The sequence below is a fragment of the Bacillus sp. BS98 genome, assembly GCF_008432245.1.
Lineage (GTDB): Bacteria > Bacillota > Bacilli > Bacillales > Bacillaceae_G > Bacillus_A > Bacillus_A toyonensis.
The window spans coordinates 3250076-3266403 of the sequence record NZ_CP043830.1; the positions used below are offsets into that span (position 1 = coordinate 3250076).

Consider the following 16328-nt stretch of genomic DNA (forward strand, 5'->3'; position numbering starts at 1 on the left):
TATGAATGCATCGGGATACGTTTTGACGATTGAATACATATTTTAAAGAAGGTGACTCGCTTGGAACAATCAGCACATGAAGTAGCAAATTGGCAATATTATTTTGCAATTGCCGTATTTTTAGTCACGTATGGTTTTATTATTTCTGAAAAATTGAATCGTGCTGTAATTGCACTATTCGGTGCTGCTATTATGATTATTTTTGGAATTGTAGATTTACACACTGCTTTCACATCACATATTCAATGGGAAACGATCACCCTTTTAATCGGGATGATGATTCTCGTACATATTACGAGTCAATCAGGCGTATTTGAATTTGTAGCTATTAAAGCAGCAAAAGCAGCTGACGGAAAACCGATTCGCATTTTATTATTACTATCCTTATTAACCGCCGTCGGTTCTGCATTTTTGGATAATGTAACGACTGTTTTATTAATCGTTCCTGTTACACTATCCATTACACGTATTTTAAAAGTTAACCCTGTTCCTTATTTGATTTCAGAAGTACTGTTTTCAAATATAGGTGGAACAGCAACTTTAATCGGTGATCCACCTAACATTATGATTGGATCAGCTAATAAGCATTTAGAATTTAATGCCTTTTTACTAAATTTAGCTCCAATCGTAATTATTATTTCTATCGTTACACTTGGCATTATTTACTTCATGTATCGTAACAAACTAAAAACAACGCCTGAACAAATCGAAAAACTAATGGCGTTAAACGAAAAAGATTATATTAAAGATCAAAGCCTCCTTTTAAAATCGATTACAATTTTAGGACTAACTATTTTAGGCTTTGTACTTCATTCTATTATTCATGTAGATGCTGCCGTTATCGCAATGACAGGCGCTACACTTCTTATGTTAATCGGCGTAAAAGAACATGAAATAGAAGATATATTTGCCCACGTTGAATGGGTAACCATTTTCTTCTTCGCCGGACTATTCGTTCTCGTTGGCGGATTAATTGATATCGGACTTATTTCTTCACTCGCAAAAGAAGTAATCGACGTAACAAATGGTGATATCGGTTTCGCTGCGATACTTATTTTATGGGTATCTGGCATCGCATCTGCGACAATTGACAATATTCCATTTGTCGCAACGATGATTCCTCTTATTCAAGATTTAGCTACTGGCCTCGGATTATCTGTTGATTCGCCGCAAATCGAAGTGCTATGGTGGGCGTTATCTCTTGGAGCTTGCTTAGGAGGAAACGGAACATTAATCGGAGCATCAGCAAACGTAGTTGTTGCTGGTATTGCAAAACGTGAAGGACATGGATTTTCTTATATGGACTTCTTAAAAATCGGTTTACCGTTAACAATCATTGCACTATTGTTATCACATGCTTACATTTATTTACGTTATTTAATGTAGAAGTTGTACTGTATGAAATTCTATCGTCAAATACAAAAGGTTTGCAGCATAGTGCTGCAAACCTTTTTTCATCACCAAAATATACCGATAATTGCTAATCCACCTAAAATCATACCACCAATTTGCCCGACAATTGTCGGTGATAGTTGAACACCTTTTCTCACTTCAACAACTGGTCTTTCGTGCCTTAGTTGCTGCACCTCACTTTCAAGTTGGTGCACACTTCCGTGTAACTCTTTAATAAGTTCTTTTAATTCGGCGACCTCTTCATTTACTGGTTTTGCCTTTTCCAAATTCATTTTGCATGACTCCTTATAAATTCAATCAGTACACTGTAAATTTTCGCCAATTACAATTATATCTCCTGCATACTACATATATAATTTCGAATGTACTTTCTAACCTTGCAGCTCTATCCATTCATCCCGCAATATCCCCATAATGATACGATCAAAACACTTTCCATCTCTTTGAACCGCTTCTCTCATACAGCCTTCCATTTGAAAACCTATCTTTTTATACAATGCAATGGCAGGTTTATTATACGAAATAACATCGAGACCGATGCGGTGTAAATTCAATTCATAGAAAGCATACTTTAGAATAAGATGTATTGTTTCTTTTCCATATCCTTTTCCTCTATCATTCGCATCTCCTATACCAATAGCTAATACACCTGTTCTGTTATTCCACTCTATACCATGAATCGCCACAAAACCAATTAAGCGATCTTCTTGAACTGTCCTTACCATGAAAGAAACACTATTCGATCTCCGTCCTTTTAATAGCCCATCACTTGCTATTTCATTTAAAGATTGCGGGAATGCTACATCTGTATCTACATTTCTTAAATACTCACTATCTTCTTGCCACATAGCCATTACTTCAACATCTTTTTCTCTACTAGCTGATAATTTGATCGTTTTATTTTGAAAAAGATTCATTGTCATTTCAAACTCCCCTTTATTAAATAATGGGGATAATTATTCTAGCCTATTTATCCCCTATTTCCATAAACTGCTTTATAAACGGGATACTTACAATAAGTGCTGACATCGGCACATCTCCTCTGCATTAAATTAAATTTATTGTATAATTTTTTATTTATTCTAACAATAAAAAAGACCCTCAAAATTCAGAGGATCTTCCTAACATCGAATCGATATTATTTCGTAAACATTTTCTCCGCTTCATCCATTGCCATTTTGTTACCTAAAGCAGAATAGTCTAGCCATGGTTGGTCATTAATAATGTATATGTGCTTTTCTTTAACAGCTTTTAAGTCTTTCCAAATTGGTGTTTCTTGAAGTTGTTTAAATGCAGCTTTTGCCTTATCGTCTCTATTTACAACAACGAAAATAGCATCTGCATCAAAGTCAGGTAATACTTCTTGTGAAATCACTTCGAAAGGACGGTTTCCATCAATTTTCTCTACACCATTTGCAGGTTGTAATCCTAAGTCTTCGAATAAAATTGGTCCCATCGGTCTTTTCGTACTAAATACACGTAATTCTTTTGCAGTAACGCGAATTGCCATTACTTTTTCGTTATTACCCAGCTCTTTATCTATTAAATTTTTCACTCGTTTTGATTGTTCTTCATAGTCTTGAATATATTTATCTGCTTCTTTCTCACGGTTTACAAGTTTACCTACTTCTTTTAAATGATCTCTCCACGTACCTTCATCTAAATTAAAAGTATGTGTTTTTGCAATTTTTTCGTATTTCGCTAAATCTTTGCCAGCATATTTTTCATCCACATAAATTTCAGATGGCTTTAATTGTAGTAATGCTTCCATATTCGGATCTGTTACAACCCCAAGTTTCTTCGTATCTTTCAACTGCTCTTTTGCGTGTGGTAAGAAATCTTTTAAATCTCCACCAATTACAGAACCTACTGGTGTAATTCCTAATGCAAGTAAATTATTCGTTAAGTGAATAGACATAGAGGCGATTTTTGGCTCATTACTTTTTTTCGTTGCCTCTTCATTAGCTTTCGTTTGACCACATGCTGCTAGTACTAAAATACACATGATGCTAAATAAAATAGTAAGTTTCTTTTTCATATGTTCTCCTCTTTGAAGTAGTTATTTTGTTTTTGTAAGTAAATAAAGAAAATACGGTGCTCCTAAAGCCGCTACTACTACACCAGCCGGAATAGAATTCGGCTCAAATATAGAGCGTCCTATCGTATCTGCGAGCACTAAAATAATCATTCCGATTATGCCAGCTAACGGAAGGAAGTGTTGATAGGTAGTACCTACTAACTTTCTTGCGATATGCGGAGCAACTAAGCCGATAAAGCCAATCCCCCCTGCCATCGATACACTTGCGCAAGATAATCCAACCGCTGTAGCTAAAAGTAATAACCGTTCTTTTTGCACAGAAACACCAAGTCCTGCTGCTACACTATCACCTAGTGACAATGCATTTAACGTTTTAGATTTTAGCCACGCATAAGGGGTTAGTATGAAAATCCAAGGTAATAATGCCAGGACATGAATCCAATCCCTTCCCCACACGTTACCAACTAGCCATCTAGAAGCGAATGTATACGTCTCATCATTTAACTTGAGAGAGAAAAATAGCGAAATTGCACTAAAGCCAGCTGAAACTGCAATACCAATGAGAATAAGTCTAATGGGAAGTAAACCTTTTGACCGATCACTCGCAAGTAAAATAATAAGAAATGCAGCTAATACTCCTCCGCCAAATGTAAATAACGGTATTAAAATGGATGCACTCTCATTAATAGAATGAAAGAGAGTAACAAATACGATAAGACCGAAAGATGCACCTGAATGCAACCCTAAAATACCAGGATCTGCAAGTGCATTACGGGATAACCCTTGCAAAATCGCACCGGAAATACCAAGACCAATACCGGCTAACATCGTGATTATTATTCTTGGCATACGATAATCATATAGCACGGTTGCACTCTCAAAATCACCATAACCCAAAAGTGTTTCAATTACTCTAAGTGGCGCTATACTCAGTGTCCCTGTATTTAAACTAATTAAAATTACAGCGATACTTATACATCCGAAGATTGTAGTTACAGTAATAGCTCTCTTTTTATCCGTGTTAAAAAGATCCTTCACTTATAATTCCCTCCCAACTTTACGTGCTATATAGAGGAAGAACGGAACTCCAACAAGAGCTACCATAATCCCTATCGCAAGTTCCTTAGGAGGATTTACTGTTCTTGCCCCTAAATCAGCTACAACTAATAACATAGCTCCTAATAATGCTGACATAGGAATAATGAGTCTATAATTAACACCAACTAATTTTCTAGCAATGTGCGGGATAACTAGTCCTACAAATCCAATAGAACCAACAGCTGAAACAGAAACACCTGCCAGAATAACTACTATAATCATCCCTAGTATTCTCGTTCGGTTCGTTTTCACTCCTAAATTTGTAGCAACATCATCTCCCATTGATATGAGTGAAATAGATCGCCCTAACACTATCGCAAAAATAATCGTTATAAGAATAATAGGGACTAAAAATTTCAAGTGTTCCCACTTAACCCCTGCAACACCACCAGCATACCAAAACGCTAAATCTTGGCTTAAATCATAATAAATCGCAACACCTGAACTTAATGAATGTAAAAGCGCTGCCATAACCGCTCCAGCAATCGTTAACCTCATTGGTGTTAACCCGCCTGATGTTGCTGATCCAATAACAAAAATAAGTACTGTACTTAAGACAGCTCCAATAAAGGAAACAATCATTAAATAGGAATACGGCATATGTGGGAAAAAAGCAAAACTAAGTGCTACTACAAACATCGCACCTGCATTTATTCCGAGTACACCTGCATCAGCTAAAGGATTTCGTGTTACACCTTGCATAACAGCACCAGCAACCGCAAAAGCTGCCCCTACAACTGCTGCACCAATTACTCTCGGGAGCCTTAATTCATAAATAATTTGGTGCTGTGTTAGTTTCGGATTGTAATCCAAAACCGCTACCCACACCGTTTGTAAATGAATATCCTTTGCACCAAATGAAATGGCTAAAAATATAGATCCAATTAAACATAAAATTGTTAAGCTCATGAAACATATGAACTTAATATGTATCCAGCGGTTATTACCAGCATGTACAGTAGACTTATGTAACATGTTTCATTTCATCCTTTATATTCAGTTGTTTTTTATAATTATTTTTTATTTATAATTAATATTGATAATAATTATCATTTTCATTTAGATATTATATCCCCACTTTTTTTAAATAGCAAACTATTTTTTACTTTGTTAAAATATTAAAATACTTATTACAATTCCCTTCTAAAACTTACAAATACATGCAAAATAGACTACTAGCTTATTTTTAAAATCGTAGTATACTTAGTCATTATTTCGAGTTTTCTAACAAACTTATCAAAGGAGACCCAATGTTCTATATAAAACAATTACTACATTTCACTTACGAACAAGCATTATCTTGTTTATTCCCAGTCACTATTTTTTTAACACTAGCCCTTTCAAAAATCATTTCTATCCCAGGGTTATATCGCTATGATTTCATACTCATCGTATGCCTTCTTATGCAGTGGATTATGTACAAGACTGGTCTTGAAACAAAAGACGAACTAAAAGTAATTACCATCTTCCACCTCATCGGCCTTTTACTAGAAATATATAAAGTACATTTCGGTTCATGGAGTTATCCCGAAGAGGCATATTCGAAGGTTTTTGGAGTTCCGCTTTACAGCGGTTTTATGTATGCGAGTGTCGCGAGTTACATATGTCAAGCGTGGAGAAGGTTGCATTTAAAAATGCATCATTGGCCGAAAGCTATTTTTGCCGTGCCGTTAGGAGCTATGATTTACTTCAATTTTTTCACACACCACTTTACATACGATTTTAGATGGATATTAACTTTACTACTATTCATTGTTTTCTCTCGCACATTTGTACAATTTTCATTACAAGGCGTTACATATAAAATGCCACTCGTTCTCTCCTTTTTCCTTATCGGATTTTTCATTTGGATTGCAGAGAACATCGCAACATTTTTCGGAGCATGGCAATATCCAAATCAACGGGAAGCATGGAGTCTCGTTCACTTAAGCAAAATTAGTTCATGGTTTTTACTCGTTGTTATTAGCATTATGATTGTCACGCAGCTCAAACATTTGAAGGAATCAAAAAGATAATGCTGATTATGTAAAAACAGTTAGCCCATCACTCATTAGAGAGTGATGAGCTAACTGTTTTTAGTAATATTTTTTAAACCGTCCTTATCAAGGAAGTTATAATTTACAAGAGTATAAGCAATTACACATTATGAACTGCTACTAGCAGAAGATGTTGCTACAGATGAAGCGGCAATCGTTGCCATCATGGCTGCCTGTTGTGCTTGTATGAGGACTTCTATCATTGTTTGTAAACCTGTGTTAGTAGCTTTACTTTCCTCACCTTTCTGACTTACGAACAGTTGAATAGCAATAAGAATAGTTGTATCTGTATGCCAACGGAACAATTTATCCCCCTGCAATTTTTCAATAAATGCTCGAATAGAATGAATCTCTTTTTCTCCGTCCTCGAGTAACGCTAGTAGCCCGATAGCTGGGTAATGCATCTGTTTTACTTTTACCTTTTCTTGCTTTAACAAATTCCATATATTTGTACATTTTGCAACTAATAGTTCTTCCCTGACATCCTTCTTTAGTGAAAGAATATGACTCAAAAATTGAAGATCATTCCCTTTACGCAAACCAGCTGTCGCTAGTTTCTGATAAAGACGTTCCACTCGGTCCATAAGTGTTTCTACATGCTCTGATTGTCCTGCTAATAAAACTGCGAGCGGATAATCATTTGTACTTGTAAGAAAGAGGTGATCCTTTTTCATGCGTTTATATACTTGCATCGAACGCTGAATATGTGTGCCATGCTGTTCATTTTCTTCTGTTAAAAGCACAGCTGCTGCGAGATAAGTAAATATACTCCGGCTAAAGCCACCAGTGACCAATTGTTCATATAAATCTAAAAACTTCTGAAAAGCTTTCTTATAATCTGTAAAGTGAATATCTAATGTTGCGGCCACTACAAAACGATGATAAGACTTTAAGTATGAAAACATCCCTACCTGATTCTTAATATAACTACTAATTTCTAAAAAACGTCCGAGATCAAACAACTTATCACTACCTGCATACATAGCAGCAATCATCATTGCTGTTCGAGAATCACTCGTTTTCCATTTTAGTTCTCCCTTTAACTGTACATATGTATGTTTATATTGCTCCAACTTTTGCTCTAATGTAATCATAGTATTCACCCCTATTTCTAGTTCTTCTCTATCATTATACGTATATTCCATATTTAGGAATACTATAATTAATAATCACACCATAAAAATTATAAAATTCTCTTATCCTTCTTCATCAGCATCACGATGATAATCCCTAATCCTTCAAGAAGTTATACAAAAAAGGTAGATAATAATTTATCTACCTTTTTTGTATATATTATTTAACATTACACCTGTATTGCTTGTTATATGCAATTAAGACTAAAGAGCTTTAATAATACGTTCCATCGCTTTCATTTGCCCAATATGATCAGCTTCATGATAAAGCATCATACCGTAAAGCTCCCCTACTGTTTCCAATCCTAGGAATGGCTCTGGCAGTTTATTTTCAAATGCTTCTGCTGGAATTTCGTTAATACGTTTTGCTTGTTCTTTTAATTGAGCCGTTAACACTTCTAACGATGGTCCTTCTGTTTTCCATTTAGATGGTCGTGATCCATACCCAAACATACCTGGATATTCAGTTGGTAATTGTTTGAATTCTTTTCCAAACATGAAAACTTCTGCTGCTGTTAACACGTGACCGATATGCCAACGAATTGTATTGTTAAAACCCTCTGGCTGCGTATCCGCAGTTTTATCATCTAACGTTTCCATAAATTTAAGTAACGCCCCGCGCGTTATTTCAAATTGTTTTAAACCCACTAGTCTATTCATTTTATCGTTCTCCTTCTTGATGTACAATTTATTATGAACTAAGAATGTTCAACTTATTAATGTTTCACCTTGTTTAATCTATCAGAAACAAATAAGAAATACATCTAATATGCTTATTAAAAATAATAAAAAGGTTCACTCCTCGTAAATATAGAATTACTTACTATGTAAATAAAAGAGGAGTGTACTTGCATGTTGCATATTTTAAAACAACAATATAATCTTATTAGCTCTACAAGAGAAACTCTATTTTCGTTTTTGGAAGAAATCCCAGTAGAAAAATTACATAGCACAGTTCCTAATTTCGGAAGCGGTAGCATTATAAAGACTCATATTCATGTAGCCGATTGCTATCGATACTGGCTTGGATCATTCGCATTCAAGCAAAAAAGAGCAGATTTTTCATTTGCCAGCGATTATGAAGTTGAGCATGCCGATGTCGAAAAAGTTCGTACTAGATTTAAGTTAGTAGATGAGGTTGTACTACGTTTTTTAGATGAATATAATGACCGATGGCTCGAAAATATAGCAAATGAAGTTAAATGGCAAAAAGAACCTTGGAGCACAACTCCGCTCTGGCTTTTAACTCATACGGAGACACATGAGTTTCATCATAAAGGACAAATTGTATCAATGGCTAGGCACCTTGGATATACTCCTCCTGATACAGATCTTAGTTAATTCAATGGTCCATGATTACTGAAAAAATTAGAATGAATACAAATCGAGCATGTTTTGAAATCCAATCAAAACATGCTCTTACAATATTCTACCTTACAATTTTCATATTCCTATCAATACCAAATAGTCTCCGCGTAATTATAAGCATCACTATTCGGAATGGCATGTTTCCCCTGCGCTTGTGCCTTTCTTGGATCTAAGTCATATACCATTGGCGTATAGCATGATGTTTGCCCTTTATTTACAACACCATTTCCTCCAGCACTTCCGCAAGTGTAGGCCTTTCCATCTGTTTTTCTAACAATCCTTGCATCAGCTTCGTTATTATAAACTGCCGGGCGGGTTACAGTAACTTTTGCCCATGCTGTTTTACACGTCGTGCTAAATTTTAATTCTACATAAGAATTTGAATCAATCCACTTCTTTTCTTTCGTTACTGCGGATTGATCACAGCTGTTATAGTAAGGACTTTTCCCATCATATGAATGATCTTCTGCGTATACTTTATCGCTATTAGTCGTGCTAAACATACTAGTTACAATGAGTAAAGATAGCAATAAACATGCACTCGTCTTTTTTAAAAGTTTCATATAATTTCACTCCTTTCTTAATAACGTGCTGTTTTTCCGTAACCGTTATTAAACGTAACTGCTTCAGCATCTGCTGTGTATCCGAAATCAGCAGTTAAATCAAATACCATTCCTGTATAAGTGCTCGTTTGACCTGTTTTTATTGTGCCGTTCCCCTGATTAGAAGTAACTGATTTTTGGAATACACCATTTTTGTATTTATTCACAACAGCGTACGCGTACACTCCTCCCGAAACAGCTGGTGCTGGTTGATCTAAAACAAACTTAGCCCATGCTGCATGACATTTATTACTGTAACGTAAATACACTGTCCCTACTTTTTTACTACCTTCATATACAGCTGTAGATTTTGCATTAAATCCATCTGCATCACACGTTGTACTTCCCCCGTATACTTTCGTTGTTGCTGGATTTTTCCCGTCATAATAACTACTTAAATCAGTAGCTGCAAATGTACTTCCTTGAAAACTAAATAATACACCTATACTTGCCGCACTTAACACGCATACTTTCATTAACTTTTTAAACATTTTAAATTCCTCCTCACAATAAGTACGTATACTAAAGACAAGCTATACTGCTATGTAAGTCCTCCTTTCACGCTTCCTAGAGGCATCTTACAGAAACGAATAAACGTTGTAAATTCCCTTATGATTATTGGAATATACGAAAAATTTTACTTATCCTTTTAAGAAAAAAATTGAGAAATACACATTTTATAGCATTCTATATTTAAAACATAAAAGAACCGATACTTGTTATATTCAAGCATCGGTTCTTTATACAAAATTGCCATTTTTTCTTTTATATAAAATAAATATTTCTCCACTTAATCCGTTACAAAAAACTCCCTCGTTACATCAATAAATTGTCGCAGTGGCACTGTCATCCATTTATCTTTATGCCAAGCAATTTGTGTATAAATCGGAGCTATTGTTTCTTTTAACACTAACTCCTTTAACGTCCCTTCCCGTATATCTTTTTCTACTACTATTGCTGGCAAAACTGCTATACCTAAATCCGCAATGACACATTGTTTAATTGCCTCGACACTAACAAACTCAATCTTATTTGCTGGATATACGTCTTCCGCACGAAATAACTCTTCAAATAAAGTCCGATATGAGCATCCTAGTTCAGTTAACAAAAGTGTTTCACTCTCTAAATCTTTTATAGAAACGGAAGCCTGTTCGAGTAAACAATGCCCTGGAGCCGCTACTACTTTTAATTCTTCTTTCATAAGTGGATTCACATGCAAAGCATCTTCTGTTTTACATTCGTCCAAAATAAATGCAAGATCGACTTTCCCCTCCATCAATTGTTCCTTCGCATCTTTATTGGAATGCGCTGGTTTAAATATAAGCTTTATTTTGGGGAATTGTATTTTAAACCTCTTTAATATAGACGGAAGCCTATATGTACATTGACTTTCTTGTGCACCAATTATTAACGTACCTGCTATTTCCTCATCATCTTTCACAGCCGTCTTCGCTTCGTTACTAAGTGCGATTATCTTGTCCGCATATAGTTGAAACTTTCTTCCTGCTTCAGTTAAGAAAAGACGTTTCCCTAACCTCTCAAATAGTGGTGTACCGAGCTCAGCCTCTAACGTTTTAATTTGTGCTGTAACACTCGATTGGGCAAAGTTTAATTTCTTCGCAGTTTGTGTAAAGTTCAAAGTTTCCGCGGCTATTTTAAATGTAATTAATTGTTTTATCTCCATTTATCATCCCTCTTTTCAATCGATATTTTCGATTGATCCCATCGAAATAATCCTCTTTGCCTATCGATGTTTATATTGTATGATAAAGAGCATCGACAAACAATATAAATGGAGGTATTCCATATGAAAGCACTTTGTTTCGAACAGTTCGGAAATCCGGATGTACTACAATATAAAGAAATACATGATCCAATCATAAATTCAAATGAAATTCTTGTCCGCACGAAAGCAATCGGTTTAAACTTTGCTGATATTTATAGACGCCGCGGTGATTATCATCTCGCTGGTAACCCGCCATATATATTAGGTTATGAAGGGGCTGGTATTGTTGAACAAGTAGGAGCTGACGTTACTACTATCAATCCTGGAGACCGTATTGCATTTGCTGACGTCCCATTTGCAAATGCAGAATTAGTTGCCGTTCCATCAGAGAAAGCAATTCCACTTCCAGATTCTATCCCGTTTGAAACAGCCGCTTCTGTCTTATTGCAGGGCTTAACAGCACATTATTTAACGAAAGATAGCTATCAAATAAAACAAGGTGATGTTGCTTTAGTACATGCTTCGGCTGGTGGTGTTGGTCAACTTCTTATACAAATAATTAAACTACTGGGCGGAAAAGTAATCGGCCTCACATCATCAAAAGAAAAAGCAAAAGTAGCCACGTTAGCTGGTGCTGATCGCGTATTTTTATATACTGAAGAATGGCATACGAAAGTACTTGAAGTGACTAATGATGCCGGAGTAAATGTTGTATATGAATCAGTAGGTTCTACATTAGAGGAAAGTTTTAAAGTTACTAAAGTTGGTGGTACCGTTGTATTCTACGGAATGGCTGGTGGTAATCCCGTGCCTGTTGATCCGCGTATGCTTATGGATACTTCAAAAACTTTAACTGGCGGAGACCTTTGGAACGTGCTTACTACTTTTGAAGAACGTAAGCAGCGCTCTACTCAATTATTTGATTGGATCACTACTGGAAAATTAAACATTGCGAGTCCTACTACATTCTCTTTACAAAACGGTGCCCGCGCCCATGAATTATTAGAGAGCCGTAAAAGCACAGGGAAGATTTTATTGATACCATAATCGTTCATATTTAAAAAGGAAGCTAGATTTTCTAGCCTCCTTTTCTTATCTCTATTTGAGATTTAATTATATTTCCACACTTTCTTTCCCTTTTGCAACATACCTCATATCTCCAACCGACTCGACTGTGTATGTTCCACCTTGATATACAATCTTCGTCACACTAGCATTTTCCACTCCAAGTTTTGTTTTACTACTATCTATCATTTCTATTAAGGCAGTAATCAAAAGCCCATGAACGACAACTAAAACGGTACCGTCTCCATTTGCAGCAGCTTCTTCACTAATTTTATCAATCTCTGTTTTTATACGAGTAGAAAATAATTCCCAATCTTCCGCTTGTTTCGTAGGGTCTGCTGCTCTAATAAGATTAATTACTTCTTGAATAGAAAGCTTCATAAGTTCTTCTGGTGCTGCAACACCCGCAGCTTTTCCAACCGCATCCCACATATTTTCAAGTTTTTCACCTTCAAAAATACCAAAATTTAATTCTCGCAAATTTTTTCTTTTCTCAAGTTTCAATTTTGATTGCTCACTATATTTTAATACTAAATTAGCAGTTTCAATCGCTCGGCCGCTATCGCTACTATACACATTCGTAAAATGAACATCTTTTAATCCTGTTCCTAAATTTGAGGCAACTTCCACACCTTTTTCTACTAACGGAGAGTCTGCCCAACCTTGCGCGCGATGGTTCGTATTTAATATTGTTTTACCATGTCTTGTAACATATAACGTAACTACATTCTCATTGCTATTTGTTTCTCGCTTATTCATTCTATTCTCTCCCTTTACGTTTCTATATCAATTTTACCACCTCAATTATTCATTGAGCAAAATATACGTCAGTAGATCTGCTGAATAAAAAAAGCTATCTTTCTGTATATCTCTACAAAAAGATAGCATCTTTTATGATTACATTTCTTAGCCAATACTTCTACTCAGCAAAAGCACTCGAATATTGTACAATTCCTTCTACACCTTGAAGAGTGTTCTCTCTTAGCTCCATCACCATAAACACTTCATCTGGCACTTCAAATGGCGCTTTTATATTCCACTGACTTGCGCGTTCAAAACCGAATTTCGGATAGTACTCTGGATGCCCTAATACTACAACTGACCCGTATCCTAATTCTTTCGCTTTTTCTAAAGCAGCCGTGATAAGTTTTCCACCAATTCCTTTCTTCTGATGGCTTGGCGCTATTGACACTGGTGCAAGTGCTAATGAATCTACAGTAGTCCCACCTTGTTCTATTGTAATTTTCGATAACATAATGTGACCGACTATTTCCTTATCTACTGCAACGATGGATAACTCCGGAATAAATGCGTCACATTCTCTAATACGTTTTACAAGTTCATGCTCTTTTTTATCACTAAATTCTTCATTTAAAAATGCCTCTTTTACAACTTCTTCTGTCTTTCTATAATCATTTTTTTGTTCTTGTCTAATCGTTACCATTCTATATTATCCTCTATTCTTTCTTATTTCTTTTTGGATTTTACGAAGTGCTTTTTTCGATCCACGCTCTATATCATGTTGCATTTTTCTTTCTTTATAATCAACAAATAGTGTACTTAAATCGTACCCTTCTGGATATAATTCTTTCGCTGCTACCTCTAAAGTAATGCGTTTTACATTCACTTCAACGAATTCACCGTTATAATATACAACGACGTTATAGAAATTATCTTTTTCCTTATAAAGGATACCAAAATCATCATAATCCAATAAATTCACACGGTCGCCGACTTTGTACTCATAATGAGATTCTCTTTTCGCTTGCACAAATTTCGGTTTTCTAATTTTACTTTCATTCACTTTTTCTATAGCGTATTCTTTATTTCCCATATACTCTTTCGCTCTTTGCAGTACATGTTCTTTTACGTTCATTTTATTCGCAATCCAAAGCGCATTACTTTCACCTGATTTACCGATAACTAATTTATAAAGTGGCTCTAGTGTTTCACTATTAAATTGCATTGCTGCGTTCATAAAATCACCATGCATTTCTGAAAAGCGTTTAATTTCACCGTAATGCGTACTCGCAATTGTAATACATCCCGCAAGGTAAAATTCTTCTAAAATAGATATCGCAAGCGCCGCACCTTCATTCGGTTCTGTACCGCTCCCTATTTCGTCAAATAGTAGTAACGTATTATTATTTGACATCCTCATAATTTCAGACAGATTTTTCATATGAGATGAAAAAGTGCTTAGTGCATTTTCGATACTTTGATTATCACCAATGTCTACAAATACATTTTCGAAAATAGCAATTTCCGTTTCTTTATCTCCCGCAATATGAAAGCCTGACATTGTCGCTAATGTTAATAGTCCGATTGTTTTTAACACAATTGTTTTGCCGCCTGCATTTGGTCCTGTAATAATTAAACTACGGTACTCTTGACCAATTTCAAAGTTTAACGGTACAACTTGCCCCGTTAAAAGCGGATGCTTACAATTCATTAAATGAATGTTTCCGTGATCGTTTAGCTTCGGTTCTATTCCATCGATTGATTTACTAAACTTCGCTTTCGCAAATACCATGTCATATTGACTTATCAGTTCCATATTAATTTTTATACTATAAATATTTTCTACTACCATTCCTGATAGTGTCGCTAATATTTGATACTCTTCCATTGCTTCTTCTGCTTTCAAACTTGCTAGTTCCACATTTAGCTTTGTAACCGTATGTGGTTCTATAAATACAGTAGAACCTTTTGCAGAAGCTTCAACAATACTCCCAGCAACTTGATTTTTATAGGAAGATTTAATTGGAATCGTATAACGGTCATCCTTTTTACTAATAAAGAATTCCTGAATAAATTTCTTATTTGCACTACTATTTAAAAACTTCGTTAAACGCTCTTTTATTTTTCCATCTACAGAATCGATATTATTTCGAATTCGTTTTAACTCTTTACTTGCAGCTGCATCAATACTATTTCCTTTAATTGAAAAGTTAATTTCCTCTTCAATGCTTTTATATTCAGTCATTGAATTTGCATAGGAAGCTAATACTGGTGCAAAAAATTCTTTATCTAACATAAACTTTTTAATCTTTCTACATCCACGTAAAAAGTCTGAAACACTTACTAATTCCTCTGGATCTAAAATCATCCCTTTTTCTAATTTTTGAATTGTACTCGCGATATTTGAAATTCCGAAAAAAGGCACATGTCCTTCTGCATCTAATATAGTCCTTGCTTCTGTCGTTTCATTTAAACGATTTCTCACTACTTTTATACTTGTACTCGGCTCTAATTTATTTAATAATTCCTTACCTAATCCACTTACACAATAAGATTTCACTATTTCCTTTAATTCGTTATATTGTAACTTTTCAAAAGTCATCGTATTCATTTTGTTTCTCCTCACTATGATTGATGTTTATCATAAATGAAGATACCTACTCATTAGATCCCAATGAGTTTTACATTATTCAATTACCATTTTTATACATTTAAAACGTATACAAAAAAGCTGCGGGGATACCGCAGCTTTTACATTTACAAGGCATGTGTAATAACATATGAGGAAATAAACCATAAAAAACGAATGGCAATCCTCTCATTACACGCTTTATAAAGTATTGTAGGTATCTTCATAGGTTTCGAAATAAACGCATGACAAAATTAGGGGTATGATATACATAAAAATCCCCTGGTCTTATCCGATTTATTTCATTAAATTTTTCCTATTTAATACCTACCGCACTCACAAAAAGCACCTCTCATTAATTTATATTTTATGGTCATTGAAATCTAATTTATTGAAATCATCATACTATATGTTTTGCAAGAAGTAAAGGTGTCATACTTTTATAACTATACAGAATGTAAAAAGAAGAGGAAACTTAT

At 35.1% G+C, this 16328-nt stretch carries 17 protein-coding genes; 4 read left to right on the forward strand and 13 right to left on the reverse strand.

Annotation, left to right across the window (positions count from 1 at the left end; genetic code table 11):
* Window positions 1-60: 60 nt before the first annotated feature.
* Window positions 61-1386, forward strand: coding sequence for an ArsB/NhaD family transporter (locus F0362_RS16865; protein WP_149889901.1), 1326 nt, complete (start codon window positions 61-63; stop codon window positions 1384-1386).
* A 71-nt stretch (window positions 1387-1457) separates the two neighbouring features.
* Here the strand turns inward: F0362_RS16865 and F0362_RS16870 are convergent, their stop codons facing one another.
* From F0362_RS16870 to F0362_RS16890, 5 genes are all read right to left on the reverse strand, one after another.
* Window positions 1458-1685 (reverse strand): coiled-coil domain-containing protein, encoded by a 228-nt coding sequence (locus tag F0362_RS16870; RefSeq protein ID WP_001047296.1) that lies wholly within the window; start codon window positions 1683-1685, stop codon window positions 1458-1460.
* A 99-nt stretch (window positions 1686-1784) separates the two neighbouring features.
* Window positions 1785-2336: a GNAT family N-acetyltransferase gene (locus tag F0362_RS16875; protein WP_149889902.1), complete on the reverse strand. Its 552-nt coding sequence runs from the start codon at window positions 2334-2336 to the stop codon at window positions 1785-1787.
* A gap of 215 nt (window positions 2337-2551) precedes the next feature.
* A complete protein-coding gene (locus F0362_RS16880) occupies window positions 2552-3451 on the reverse strand; it encodes an iron-hydroxamate ABC transporter substrate-binding protein (protein WP_000728189.1) in 900 nt (299 codons plus the stop codon).
* A 21-nt stretch (window positions 3452-3472) separates the two neighbouring features.
* Entirely contained in the window at window positions 3473-4489 is a 1017-nt protein-coding gene (locus F0362_RS16885; protein WP_000653816.1) for a FecCD family ABC transporter permease, read from the reverse strand.
* Window positions 4490-5524, reverse strand: a complete 1035-nt coding sequence (locus tag F0362_RS16890) for a FecCD family ABC transporter permease (protein ID WP_000902729.1) — start codon at window positions 5522-5524, stop codon at window positions 4490-4492.
* 275 nt (window positions 5525-5799) lie between these two features.
* Here F0362_RS16890 and F0362_RS16895 point away from each other — a divergent pair, with 275 nt between their 5' ends.
* A complete protein-coding gene (locus F0362_RS16895) occupies window positions 5800-6564 on the forward strand; it encodes a DUF817 domain-containing protein (RefSeq protein ID WP_000499378.1) in 765 nt (254 codons plus the stop codon).
* 128 nt (window positions 6565-6692) lie between these two features.
* Here the strand turns inward: F0362_RS16895 and F0362_RS16900 are convergent, their stop codons facing one another.
* Complete coding sequence (locus F0362_RS16900; protein WP_002039050.1) at window positions 6693-7730, reverse strand: DUF4003 domain-containing protein; 1038 nt, start codon at window positions 7728-7730, stop codon at window positions 6693-6695.
* 192 nt (window positions 7731-7922) lie between these two features.
* Window positions 7923-8378 carry a DinB family protein gene (locus F0362_RS16905; protein ID WP_001081119.1) on the reverse strand — a complete coding sequence of 152 codons (456 nt, stop codon included), beginning with the start codon at window positions 8376-8378 and terminating at the stop codon, window positions 7923-7925.
* Between the two features lie 192 nt (window positions 8379-8570).
* Here F0362_RS16905 and F0362_RS16910 point away from each other — a divergent pair, with 192 nt between their 5' ends.
* A complete protein-coding gene (locus tag F0362_RS16910) occupies window positions 8571-9059 on the forward strand; it encodes a DinB family protein (protein WP_000902406.1) in 489 nt (162 codons plus the stop codon).
* 113 nt (window positions 9060-9172) lie between these two features.
* Here F0362_RS16910 and F0362_RS16915 read toward each other — a convergent pair whose 3' ends face one another.
* The 3 genes from F0362_RS16915 to F0362_RS16925 all read right to left on the reverse strand — a co-directional run bounded on the left by F0362_RS16915 (window position 9173) and on the right by F0362_RS16925 (window position 11372).
* Complete coding sequence (locus F0362_RS16915; protein ID WP_000771157.1) at window positions 9173-9649, reverse strand: DUF2690 domain-containing protein; 477 nt, start codon at window positions 9647-9649, stop codon at window positions 9173-9175.
* A gap of 17 nt (window positions 9650-9666) precedes the next feature.
* On the reverse strand, window positions 9667-10179 hold the full coding sequence (locus tag F0362_RS16920; RefSeq protein ID WP_000473732.1) for a YjfA family protein: 513 nt from the start codon (window positions 10177-10179) through the stop codon (window positions 9667-9669).
* Window positions 10180-10478: 299 nt separating this feature from the next.
* The gene (locus F0362_RS16925) at window positions 10479-11372 is read right to left on the reverse strand and encodes a LysR family transcriptional regulator (protein WP_000403868.1); all 894 of its coding nucleotides are present in this window, start codon (window positions 11370-11372) and stop codon (window positions 10479-10481) included.
* 123 nt (window positions 11373-11495) lie between these two features.
* Between F0362_RS16925 and F0362_RS16930 the strand changes: the two genes are divergently transcribed.
* Window positions 11496-12461 carry a quinone oxidoreductase family protein gene (locus tag F0362_RS16930; RefSeq protein ID WP_000645240.1) on the forward strand — a complete coding sequence of 322 codons (966 nt, stop codon included), beginning with the start codon at window positions 11496-11498 and terminating at the stop codon, window positions 12459-12461.
* Between the two features lie 66 nt (window positions 12462-12527).
* Here F0362_RS16930 and F0362_RS16935 read toward each other — a convergent pair whose 3' ends face one another.
* The 3 genes from F0362_RS16935 to F0362_RS16945 form a co-directional block, all read right to left on the reverse strand.
* Entirely contained in the window at window positions 12528-13238 is a 711-nt protein-coding gene (locus F0362_RS16935; RefSeq protein WP_001042060.1) for a histidine phosphatase family protein, read from the reverse strand.
* Between the two features lie 160 nt (window positions 13239-13398).
* Window positions 13399-13923 (reverse strand): GNAT family N-acetyltransferase, encoded by a 525-nt coding sequence (locus tag F0362_RS16940; RefSeq protein ID WP_000256477.1) that lies wholly within the window; start codon window positions 13921-13923, stop codon window positions 13399-13401.
* A gap of 6 nt (window positions 13924-13929) precedes the next feature.
* Window positions 13930-15831 (reverse strand): endonuclease MutS2, encoded by a 1902-nt coding sequence (locus tag F0362_RS16945; RefSeq protein WP_001095216.1) that lies wholly within the window; start codon window positions 15829-15831, stop codon window positions 13930-13932.
* Between the last annotated feature and the right edge of the window lie 497 nt (window positions 15832-16328).

Excerpts from the sequence above, each read along its gene's own strand:
- F0362_RS16940 (WP_000256477.1), bottom strand. The coding sequence starts at position 13,923 with ATGGTAACGATTAGACAAGAACAAAAAAATGATTATAGAAAGACAGAA.
- F0362_RS16910 (WP_000902406.1), top strand. The coding sequence starts at position 8,571 with ATGTTGCATATTTTAAAACAACAATATAATCTTATTAGCTCTACAAGA.
- F0362_RS16905 (WP_001081119.1), bottom strand. The coding sequence starts at position 8,378 with ATGAATAGACTAGTGGGTTTAAAACAATTTGAAATAACGCGCGGGGCG.
- F0362_RS16900 (WP_002039050.1), bottom strand. The coding sequence starts at position 7,730 with ATGGAATATACGTATAATGATAGAGAAGAACTAGAAATAGGGGTGAAT.
- F0362_RS16930 (WP_000645240.1), top strand. The coding sequence starts at position 11,496 with ATGAAAGCACTTTGTTTCGAACAGTTCGGAAATCCGGATGTACTACAA.
- F0362_RS16880 (WP_000728189.1), bottom strand. The coding sequence starts at position 3,451 with ATGAAAAAGAAACTTACTATTTTATTTAGCATCATGTGTATTTTAGTA.
- F0362_RS16875 (WP_149889902.1), bottom strand. The coding sequence starts at position 2,336 with ATGACAATGAATCTTTTTCAAAATAAAACGATCAAATTATCAGCTAGT.
- F0362_RS16890 (WP_000902729.1), bottom strand. The coding sequence starts at position 5,524 with ATGTTACATAAGTCTACTGTACATGCTGGTAATAACCGCTGGATACAT.
- F0362_RS16935 (WP_001042060.1), bottom strand. The coding sequence starts at position 13,238 with ATGAATAAGCGAGAAACAAATAGCAATGAGAATGTAGTTACGTTATAT.
- F0362_RS16920 (WP_000473732.1), bottom strand. The coding sequence starts at position 10,179 with ATGTTTAAAAAGTTAATGAAAGTATGCGTGTTAAGTGCGGCAAGTATA.
- F0362_RS16895 (WP_000499378.1), top strand. The coding sequence starts at position 5,800 with ATGTTCTATATAAAACAATTACTACATTTCACTTACGAACAAGCATTA.
- F0362_RS16925 (WP_000403868.1), bottom strand. The coding sequence starts at position 11,372 with ATGGAGATAAAACAATTAATTACATTTAAAATAGCCGCGGAAACTTTG.
- F0362_RS16945 (WP_001095216.1), bottom strand. The coding sequence starts at position 15,831 with ATGAATACGATGACTTTTGAAAAGTTACAATATAACGAATTAAAGGAA.
- F0362_RS16870 (WP_001047296.1), bottom strand. The coding sequence starts at position 1,685 with ATGAATTTGGAAAAGGCAAAACCAGTAAATGAAGAGGTCGCCGAATTA.
- F0362_RS16915 (WP_000771157.1), bottom strand. The coding sequence starts at position 9,649 with ATGAAACTTTTAAAAAAGACGAGTGCATGTTTATTGCTATCTTTACTC.